This window comes from Pseudoclavibacter sp. RFBG4 (assembly GCF_002931515.1).
Lineage (GTDB): Bacteria > Actinomycetota > Actinomycetes > Actinomycetales > Microbacteriaceae > Pseudoclavibacter.
The window spans coordinates 1-9,634 of record NZ_PSYC01000049.1 but is presented as its reverse complement, the minus strand read 5'-3'; the positions used below and the strand labels follow the sequence as shown (position 1 = coordinate 9,634).

The following is a 9,634-nucleotide window of genomic DNA, read 5'->3' as shown; positions in this document are numbered from 1 at the left end:
GACCACGCGCGACCTCATGGCGAGGCTCCCCCACCGGTACCCGTTCCTCCTGCTCGACAGGATCGAGGAGCTCGATCCCGGAACCTCGGTTCGCGCGATCAAGAACGTCACGGTCAACGAGCCGCACTTCGCGGGCCACTTCCCCGGGAACCCGATCATGCCAGGAGTCCTGATCCTCGAGGCGATGGCGCAGGCAGGGGGTCAGCTCTTCGACATCGGTGATCGGCTCTGCGTCCTCGCCCGAATCGACACCGTCCGCTTCCGGAACGCCGTGGTCCCCGGCGACCGACTCATCCTCGACGCCCGGGCGATCGCGACCCTCGCGTCCATGGGGAAGGTCGAGGCCACCGCGACCGTCGACGACCGCATCGTCGCGAGCGCCGACATCACCTACAGCTTCCTCGAAGGGCGTACCGCATGATCACGACGCATGACCTGACCAAGACGTACGGCGAGGGCACGAGCGAGGTGCGCGCGAACCGCGGCATCTCCCTCGAGATCGCGGCCGGTGAGTTCGTCGTGCTCGCGGGCCCCTCCGGATCGGGCAAGACCACCCTGCTCAACCTCATCGGAGGACTCGACACGGCGACCTCGGGCTCGGTCACGGTCAACGGCGCTGAGCTGACCCGCCTCTCGCCTCGCGAGCTCTCCGACTTCCGCCGCGATCAGATCGGCTACGTGTTCCAGAAGTCGAACCTCGTCGGCTCCCTGTCGGTCTACGAGAACGCGGTCCTGCAGCTCCGAGTCCAGGGGCGGCTCACGCGAGGAGCCGCGGCCAGGACCCGGGAGCTCCTGACCGCCGTCGGCCTCGGCGACAAGCTCACGGCGCTTCCTCGGCAGCTGTCGGGAGGCCAGCAGCAACGCGCGGCGATCATCCGAGCCGTCACGAGCGGAACCGCGGTCGTCGTCGCCGACGAGCCGACGGCGAGCCTCGACGGGCCCAACGCTGACGGGGTCCTCGACCTCCTGCGCCTGCTCAACGAGCAGGACGGCACGACGATCGTCGTCTCGTCCCACGACGACCGAGTCCTGGCAGCGGGGGGACGCATCGTGCACCTCGTCGACGGGCGGCTCGCGGCGTGAAGATCCTCGCCATCCACTCCAGCCCACGGCCGAGGAACCTCAGCCACACGGCGGTGATGCTCGAAGCCTCCCGCGCATACCTCGCCGAGCGGCGCCCTGCCTGGCGGTACGAGGAGACCACGCTGTGGAACCTGGACATCACGACGTGCGACGGCAACGGCCGCTGCTTCCGTCGAGATGGCTGCACGTTCGTCGACGACGCGGAGACCCTGATCGACGCGATGCTCGCCGCGGACGGCGTCATCCTCGCGAGCCCGAACTACTGCGCGAACGTCAACTCGACGATGATGCGCTTCATCGAGCGGACGACGCGCCTGAGCCACCGGCAGCTCCTCGCGGGCAAGGGGGCGCTGGCGATGTCGACATCCGCGAGTCCGTTCGATGCCCCGTACGCGGCCGAGTACCTCAGGCGAGTGCTCGGGAGCTACGGTGCCAGCGTCGTCGACGTCTGCAACATCGGCAGCCCCATGATCGTGTTCGACTACGGCGAGACTGCGGCGGGCGAGGCCATGCGGGCATCCATCGACGCCTTCATCTCGGCCGTCGAATCGCCGAGCGAGCACGTGCCAGAAGAGACCTTCGGCGTCGACATCCGGAGATCGCTTCGGGAGCACCCGGACGTGGTGAAGCGACTCTTCCGCAGCGACGAGAGGTACTTCGCGGAGCAGGACCGAACGATGAAGGAGAGTCCGACAGATGACGCGAGCCACTGACCCCGAACCCACCGAGCACCCCGAACCCACCGAGCACCCCGGATCGGCCGCGAGGCGCGAGACGCCAGGGCAGGGCGCGAGCCTCGACCTGCGCTACAAGCTCCACATGGCGGTGTCCATGATCCGCGCGAACCCCCGCAACGCCCGGACGTTCGCGAGCGTCTCCGTCGCGACCTTCGGACTGCTGCTCTCGTTCGCGGCGATCACCGCGATGGGCACCATGATGACGCAGTCGGCCAGCGACATCATCAGCGGCGACGTCTCCGCATTCGCAGACGGGTACGAGTACTCGATGCTCAACCCGGAGTCCGACGTCGTCACCTACATCGCGGACGCCGAATCCACGGTGCAGCGCGTCGCGGGAGCCGAAGGCGTCGAGCAGGTGCGGCCGCGCCTCACGGCCGGCGCGAGCATGACGGCCGAGGCACAGGATGCCGGGGTGGTCCTCGTGGGCTCGGACGTCGCCGCGGAAGGCTACGAGATCGTCGCAGGGCAGGCGCCCGCAGGCGCAGCGCAGGTCTGCATCAACATCGCCCAGCGGGACGAGCTCGGCATCGACGTCGGCACGAGCGTGCGCCTCTCGGTCGCCGGCGCGCCCGTCGATGCCGGTCCCGTCACCGCCGACGTCGTCTGCGTGTACGACAACAGCCGCTTCGGGCTCTTCCGCTCCAGCTCCGTGGTCATGGACATCGCGGGCATGCAGCAGATCCTGGACCGGCCAGACGCCATCACGCAGATGCTCATCACCCTCACCCCGGGCGTCGACCCCGCGACAGCGGCGGCGTCCCTCGGCGCTGACGCTCCTGGGCTGCAGTTCCTCACGTCGAAGCAGACGGCCGGCCTGATCTTCACCGTCCTCGCCGCGCAGCAGGCGATCATGTGGGCGCTCGTGATCGTCGCGGCGCTCATCTGCGCGGTCCTCATCGGCAACGTCGTCGGGTTCTCCCTGCGTCGCGACCGGCGCGAACTCGCGACGATGCGGACGATGGGCTTCAGCGCGAGGGACATCGAGACGGTGTACGCCATGCAGGTCCTGCTCATCGGGCTCGGGATGGTGATCATCGGCACTGTCGCGGCCATCGTCGCCGTCGCGATCGCAGGCGCCGTCGGCATCCCGATCGGGGAGGGGCAGCAGCTGTTCGGGGGCGACACGCTCCGACCCTCACTGAAGGCCTCGGACGTCCTGCTCACCGGAGCACTCATGATCGCCGCGCAGCAGGCGGCGAACGCGCTCGCCGCCCGGAAGCTGCTCTCCCGCTCACCGGTGCAGATGGCGGAAGCCGCATGAGGAACACGGGTGCTCGCTCCCCGTTCCGGAAGGGCGCGTTCGCCCCGGTCGCCGAGGAGGTGACCGCCTTCGATCTGGCGGTGACCGGATCCATCCCCACCGACCTCGACGGCCGGTACCTCCGCAACGGGCCCAATCCGATCGGCGTCGAGCACGCGAGGTTCCACTACTTCCTCGGCGCCGGCATGATCCACGGCGTGCGCCTCAGGGACGGCCGCGCCGAGTGGTACCGCAACCGCTGGGTCCGGCAGAGCCCCGTCACGCGAACGCTCGGCGAACCCCGACGCGCGTACTCGGTGCTCGGCGGCGTCGACACCGCCTCGAACATCAACGTCGTCGGGCACGCTGGCAGGATCCTGTCCCTCGGCGAAGGCGGGACGCTCCCGTTCGAGCTCGACGCGAGCCTCGAGACGGTGGGCCCGTACGACTTCGACGGCACGCTGCGGGCCGGCCTGTCCGCGCATCCCAAGACGGACCCGGAAACCGGTGACCTCCATACGGTCGGCTACTTCTCCGGGTCGCCCTCCGTCGAGTACTGCGTCGTGTCCGCGCGCGGTCAGCTGGTCCGCTCGCAGTCGATCGAGCTGCCCACGGCCACGATGATGCACGACTTCGCGCTCACGAGCGAGCACGTGATCCTCTTCGACCTGCCCGCCAAGTTCAGCGCGCTGGCCGCCGCCGCCGGAGACCCCTTCCCGTTCAGATGGAGCTCGGCGGCGAAGGCGCGCCTCGGCGTCCTGTCCCGAGGCGACGAGCGCGCAGACGTGACGTGGTTCGACCTCGACCCCGTCTGGATCTACCACACGGTCAACGCCTTCGAGGCGGACAACGTCATCACCCTCGACGCCATCACGCACCCCTCCATGTTCGCCACGCGTCGCGGTTCCATCGAAGGCCACGGCACCCCGTCGCTGGAGCGATTCACGCTCGACCTCACCCGCGGAACCGTGGTCCGGCGTCGACTCGACGACACCCCGCAGGAGTTCCCGCGCATCGACGACCGCCGCTCCGGCCGCCGGAACCGCTTCGCCTACACGTCAAGCGCCGGCGAGCTCGTCGCGACCTGGCGGACCGGGCCGAGAGAGCTCGACGACGTCCCAGACTCGCAGTTCGACAACGTGCTGTTCAAGCACGACCTGGACCGCGGCTCCGCGCAGGCGCGGCGGCTCGGCACGGATGCGGCAGTCGGCGAGGCGATCTTCGTCGCGCGAGCCGGGAGTACCGAGGAGGACGACGGCTACCTGCTCTGCTACGTCCACAACCCGCAGCGGAACGCCAGCGACCTCCTGATCCTGAGCGCTCAGGACTTCGGCGGCGACGAGCTCGCGCGCATCCACCTCCCCGCGCGGATCCCGCTGGGGCTGCACGGCAGCTGGATCCCCGCCCACGACGACGGCCCGCAGGCGGGGCCGGACCGCCGCGAGCATCACACGGCCATGGCGCGAAGCACGAAGGAGAACTGGTGTCGGTAGAGGTCGAGAGACTCAGCAAGACGTACGGCGAGCTCGTCGCAGTGGACGAGCTGTCGCTCTCCGTCCCCTGAGGCTCGGTCTTCGCCTTCCTCGGGGAGAACGGCGCAGGCAAGTCCACGACCATCGGCTGCATCACGACGACGCTCACGCCCACCTCGGGCACGATCACCGTCAACGGCTTCGACGTGCAGACGGAAGCGCAGCGGGTGAAGCGCACCATCGGAGCCGTCTTCCAGTCGTCCCTGCTCGACCCGCTCCTGACCGTGCGGGAGAACCTCGAGATCCGGGCGGGCTTCTACGGGCTCAGCAAGCAGGAGACCAGAATCCGCACGGCCGAGCTCGCAGGCCTCGTCGGCATCGAGCCCATCCTGGACCGACGGTACGGCCCGCTCTCCGGCGGGCAGCGGCGCAGGGCGGACATCGCGCGGGCACTCATGCACCGACCGACCGTGCTGTTCCTCGACGAACCCACGGCCGGACTCGACCCGCAGTCGCGAGAGCTCATCTGGTCGACGATCCACGACATCCGCCGAGACCAGGGCACCACCATCTTCCTCACCACCCACTACATGGAGGAGACGGAGAACGCCGACGAGGTGTGCGTCATCGACAAGGGGCGGATCGTCGCCGCCGGCACACCGGCTCAGCTTCGCGCCCGGTTCAGCTCGAGCGTGCTGACGCTCCGCCTCGACGACCCCGCGGAAGCCCTCCGCCTCTGCGCGGCCTCCGGCATCGACGTGCGCCGAGAGGGCGACGACCTCCGGGTCACCGTCTCGTCGTCGACGGAGGCGCTCGACCTCCTGCGTCGCCTCCGAGTCCGCGACTTCGAGTTCCGACACGGCACCATGGACGACGTCTTCCTCGCCCTCCTCAAGGGGGTCGCCGCATGAGCAGCATCTGGCTCCTCACGGGACGCAACCTCCGTCTGTTCTTCCGCGACCGGATCGGCGTCTTCTTCTCGCTGCTGTCCGCGATCATCCTGATCGCGCTCTACGCGCTCTTCCTCGGCGGACTGCAGGTCGACACCCTCCGCACCTCGTTCCCGCAGGCCGCCGACGCCGACGTGCGCTGGTTCGTCGACTCGTGGGTCTTCGCGGGCATCACGATGATCACCACCCTCACGACCGCCATCGCCGGCCTCGGCGTCTTCGTCGACGACAACGTCACCGGTCGCTTCCGGGACTTCATGGTGTCGCCCCTCCGACGCTCCCAGGTGGTGCTGGGCTACCTCATCGCGGGATTCATCATCTCCGTGATCATGACCACGGTCATCATCGTGATCGGCCAGCTCTACCTGCTCACGCAGGGGCACCCGCCCCTGACACCGGGCAACCTCGGGACGACCTTCGCCTTCGTCCTCCTCTCGAGCGCGACCTTCTCAGGGCTCGGCGCCTTCATCGTCACCTTCCTGAAGACGGCCGGCGCCTTCACCGCGGTGTCCACCGTCATCGGGTCGCTCATCGGGTTCTTCTCCGGCGCGTACGTGCCAGCCGGCACGCTGCCGGCCGGAGTCGTCACGATGATCAACACGCTGCCGTTCGCCCAGGCCGCCATGCTCATCCGGCGTCCGTACACCGAACAGGCAGCCAGCGCCCTGGCCGGCGGCGACCAAGCCGCGCTCGACGGGCTCCGGGACTTCTACGGGATGACCGCGAGCATCGGCACGCTCGAGCTGACCGCGAGCATCGCGAGCCTCGCCCTCGCCGCCGTCTTCGCGCTCTTCCTGGGCCTCGGCGTGTGGCGCCTCTCCGCGAAGATCCGATGACCACCAGGATCAGGCCCTTCGACGCCGCGACGGACGCGGAGCGGGTCGCCCGCTTCATCAACGACCACGGGACCGGGCCCGTCGTGACGGGACTGCCGCTGGACGGCGCATCGCTGCTCGCGAGCATCCAGGAGACCGGGGTGCGCCTCCTCCTCGTGGCGGAGAGCCGAGGCAAGATCGTCGGCACCCTCGGCTACGCGCGCATGTCCGGACGCCGGGTGGCGCCAGAAGGCCACCTCTTCGCCGTCATGTTCGTCGTCGAGCGCACCCTGCGAGGCGGCTTCCTCGTCGGCGAGCTGTTCACCGAGTCCTTTCGACGTTTCCCCTCGCTCGGCCTGCGCACACTGCGGCTCGAGGTCGACCCCGCCAACCAGCGAGCGTTCCCGCTCTACGTGCGCGTCGGCTTCCGCAACGTCTCCTCCCCGACGCCGGACGAAGACGGCTACCTGGAACTCGTGAACCACCTCCCGGGGATCTCATCGGCCCTCGTCCCCGGCGAGGCCGGCCTCGTGGGCCCGAGCGCGCCGGGATCCGAGACACGATCGCTGCGGGAGGCTCGGGCGGAGTCGCTCACCGGCGGTGTCCGCATCGACGGCGCCGGGCGCACCCTCGTCGACTACAGGCTGCGCATCGGCACGAGCCGGATCGAGGCGGTCGTGGACGGCCAGACGGGCGAGCTCGTCTCGGGGAGCGTCGACGGCGACCCAGCCGAGACTCCGGATGCGGAACTCGCCCCTCCCTCCCGAGCAGCGCATCCGCCGCTGCGCCACGAGCTCGGCGGGTTCAGCGCCGAGCTGGACGCCGAGACGGGCATCCTGACCGTTCGGCACAGGGGCCGGCTCGGCCCGCTGCTCGTCGACGCCTTCCCCGTCTGCGGCGACACCCCGGCAGGCGTGCGGCGGCCAGCGGTCACGAGGGTGTGCGTCAGCCAGCACGGCGGCACCTGGACCACCACCTCGGAGCACCTCACCCGCGTCGTCAGCTTCCGACGCGGGGGCATCGAGCTCAACGTCACGCAGAGCTGCGGCCACCTCCTCACCGCCTCCCCCTGGAGCGGGTTCCGCGACGCCGAGCTGACGGTCACGGCACGCGGCCGCGACGAGCGCTCGGCCCACGTGGTGCGCGGGATCTGGCCTCCCGAGGCCACCGACTTCGAACCCGCCGTCGGCGCTGCCCACACGTACGAAGCGCTCGGGATGCGAGCGAGCTGGCGTGAGAGGCACAGCGGAATCGGCATCGACGTGACCGGGCTCGCCTCGGGCGCCTGGCGAGTCGAAGGACCGCACCTGGCCCGAATCAGCAGCACCGGCACCGGCACCGGCACCGGCACCGGCACCGGCACCATCGCCTACCGCATCGAGTTCCGCGACGGACAGCAGACACGGATGCCCATAACCACGCAGACGCCACCGCTTCCGCTTCCGCTTCCGCTTCCACTTCCACCCCGAGGGCTGCCGACGCGAGCCGCACACGAGGCCGGCGTCCTCACTCCCGCGGGCGGCCTCGACGTGTCCGCCGCGACGGGCCTCCACGCCTGGCGGCACCGCGGCATCCACGTGCTGGACTCCTCCCAGCCACGCAGCCGCTCCATCGGCCCCCTCAACCGCCTGCCAGCAGCAGCCTGGGTCGCAAGCCTCCGCGATCGTACGACGCCAGACCACGGCGTCGAATGGGCGTCGCATGACGCCAGCTTCACCCTCGACGGCTCGAGTGCAGACGGACGACGCTGGGGCGTGCAGCCGAACGCCGACTTCTCAGCGATCGACATCTCCCTGAGCGATCCGACTCGAGCACCCGGCACCGACGAGCTCGCAGTCTTCGTCTTCGTACCGGCGACCGCCCAGCACATCGACCTCGGCGACGGGCCGGACGCGAAGCGCCTGAGCATCGCGGGGACGCCCTGGCGCACCTGGACGCGGGCGTTCCGGTTCCCGACCCCCGCCGGCGACGTTCTGGTCGAGCCCAGAGATGGCGACCACACGGAGGTGCTCCTCCGGGCCGGGCCGGGCGGCGTGCTCGCGACATGCCTCGCACGCCCGGCAGGCGAGGACCGCCTGGCCCGCTGGCGGCTCACCATCCTCTGACGCGGCACGCGCCACGGACTACGGAACCCGGTGCGTCCACTCCCGCGAAGCGAACTTCGACTGCGCCAGCTCGCGCGCACGCGCCAGCTCGTCCTCGGTGAGCTCACCCGGCGTGCCGCCGTAGTGCTCCACGAACGTCTGCTTGAAATGGTCGATGATCGCCGAACGCTCAAGTCCCGTCTGCGAGCGCAGCGGGCTCACCCGCTTGTTCGCGGACTGCGTGCCCTTGTCGCTCAGCTTCTCCCGGCCGATGCGCAGCACCTCCGTCATGCGGTCGCCGTCGATGTCGTAGCTGAGCGTCGCGTGGTGCAGCACCGCACCCGAGCCGAGCCGCTTCTGCGCCGCCCCGCCGATCTTCCCCGACGGGCTCGCGATGTCGTTGAGCGGCTCGTACCTCGCGTTGATGCCCAGGCCGTGCAACGCATCCAGCACCCACGAGTCGAGGAACGCGTACGACTCCGCGAACGACATGCCATGCACCAGATCGCTCGGCACGTACAGCGAGTACGTCACCACCGAACCGGCCTCCATGAACATGGCCCCGCCGCCCGTGATGCGCCGCACCAGCTGCACCCCGTACTTGTCGAGGTTCTTCTGGTCGACCTCGTTCTTCACCGACTGGAACGAGCCGAGGACGACTGCCGTCTCATCCCACTCCCACAGCCGCAGCGTCGCCGGTCGACGGCCGGCGCCGACCTCCTCCGTCAGCACCTGGTCGAGGGCGACGTGCTCGCGGGGCGACAGCGGCCCCGGATGCAGGATCTGCCAGTCGTACGCGCGCCAGTCCCTGGCGCCGAGAACGGCACGGCGCACGACGACGCCGACCGCCTCCGGCGTGACGCCGAGCAGTGTCGCGTCCTCCCGCAGGCCGTCCCGAACCGCCGCCGAGATGTCCTCCGCCGACGAATCGGCGGCGAGCCCCCGCAGTGCGCTGTTGATGTCGTCGAGCGCCTCATCGGGCTCGAGGAAGAAATCGCCGGCGAGGTGCGGATCGACGATGCGACCGCCCTCCACCTCGAGGTCGACTGTGACGAGCTTCCCGCCAGGAACCTTGTACTCACCGTGCATGAGAGCACTCTACGGCGCTCCGCTCACACCCGACCAACGCCTGCCCCCTCCCGCCACCGCCATCGCCGTCGCCATCGCCTCCGCCGTCGCCACCGCGCCACCCCCGTCGCCACCGCGCCACCCCGAATAGGTCAGTCTCACCCCATCGCAGCCCCGAGAAC

The 9,634-nt window shown here is 69.8% G+C and carries 10 protein-coding genes and 1 pseudogene; 10 read left to right on the top strand and 1 reads right to left on the bottom strand.

Annotated features, from left to right (window positions below; genetic code table 11):
- The first annotated feature begins 16 nt into the window (after positions 1-16).
- The 9 genes and pseudogenes from fabZ to C5E10_RS16695 all read left to right on the top strand — a co-directional run bounded on the left by fabZ (position 17) and on the right by C5E10_RS16695 (position 8,405).
- Positions 17-421 carry a 3-hydroxyacyl-ACP dehydratase FabZ gene (gene fabZ, locus C5E10_RS16730; protein ID WP_374953246.1) on the top strand — a complete coding sequence of 135 codons (405 nt, stop codon included), beginning with the start codon at positions 17-19 and terminating at the stop codon, positions 419-421.
- Positions 418-1,083 (top strand): ABC transporter ATP-binding protein, encoded by a 666-nt coding sequence (locus C5E10_RS16725; protein WP_104332602.1) that lies wholly within the window; start codon positions 418-420, stop codon positions 1,081-1,083. The genes fabZ and C5E10_RS16725 overlap by 4 nt, the downstream gene beginning before the upstream one ends.
- Complete coding sequence (locus tag C5E10_RS16720) at positions 1,080-1,796, top strand: flavodoxin family protein (protein ID WP_104332601.1); 717 nt, start codon at positions 1,080-1,082, stop codon at positions 1,794-1,796. Before C5E10_RS16725 ends, C5E10_RS16720 begins: the two co-directional genes overlap by 4 nt.
- Complete coding sequence (locus C5E10_RS16715; protein WP_104332600.1) at positions 1,780-3,084, top strand: ABC transporter permease; 1,305 nt, start codon at positions 1,780-1,782, stop codon at positions 3,082-3,084. Before C5E10_RS16720 ends, C5E10_RS16715 begins: the two co-directional genes overlap by 17 nt.
- Positions 3,081-4,556, top strand: coding sequence for a carotenoid oxygenase family protein (locus C5E10_RS16710; RefSeq protein WP_104332599.1), 1,476 nt, complete (start codon positions 3,081-3,083; stop codon positions 4,554-4,556). The genes C5E10_RS16715 and C5E10_RS16710 overlap by 4 nt, the downstream gene beginning before the upstream one ends.
- A gap of 83 nt (positions 4,557-4,639) precedes the next feature.
- Positions 4,640-5,020 (top strand): annotated as a pseudogene (locus tag C5E10_RS19500) (ATP-binding cassette domain-containing protein); the annotation flags it as partial.
- A gap of 105 nt (positions 5,021-5,125) precedes the next feature.
- Positions 5,126-5,446: a DUF4162 domain-containing protein gene (locus C5E10_RS19495; RefSeq protein WP_258071192.1), complete on the top strand. Its 321-nt coding sequence runs from the start codon at positions 5,126-5,128 to the stop codon at positions 5,444-5,446.
- On the top strand, positions 5,443-6,321 hold the full coding sequence (locus tag C5E10_RS16700) for an ABC transporter permease (RefSeq protein WP_104332598.1): 879 nt from the start codon (positions 5,443-5,445) through the stop codon (positions 6,319-6,321). The genes C5E10_RS19495 and C5E10_RS16700 overlap by 4 nt, the downstream gene beginning before the upstream one ends.
- Positions 6,318-8,405, top strand: coding sequence for a GNAT family N-acetyltransferase (locus C5E10_RS16695; RefSeq protein ID WP_104332597.1), 2,088 nt, complete (start codon positions 6,318-6,320; stop codon positions 8,403-8,405). Before C5E10_RS16700 ends, C5E10_RS16695 begins: the two co-directional genes overlap by 4 nt.
- Before the next feature lie 18 nt (positions 8,406-8,423).
- Here C5E10_RS16695 and C5E10_RS16690 read toward each other — a convergent pair whose 3' ends face one another.
- Positions 8,424-9,473, bottom strand: a complete 1,050-nt coding sequence (locus C5E10_RS16690; protein ID WP_104244241.1) for a lipoate--protein ligase family protein — start codon at positions 9,471-9,473, stop codon at positions 8,424-8,426.
- Here C5E10_RS16690 and C5E10_RS19490 point away from each other — a divergent pair.
- Positions 9,472-9,603: a hypothetical protein gene (locus tag C5E10_RS19490; protein WP_258071189.1), complete on the top strand. Its 132-nt coding sequence runs from the start codon at positions 9,472-9,474 to the stop codon at positions 9,601-9,603. The two genes, C5E10_RS16690 and C5E10_RS19490, sit on opposite strands and share 2 nt — an antisense overlap.
- Positions 9,604-9,634 lie beyond the last annotated feature (31 nt).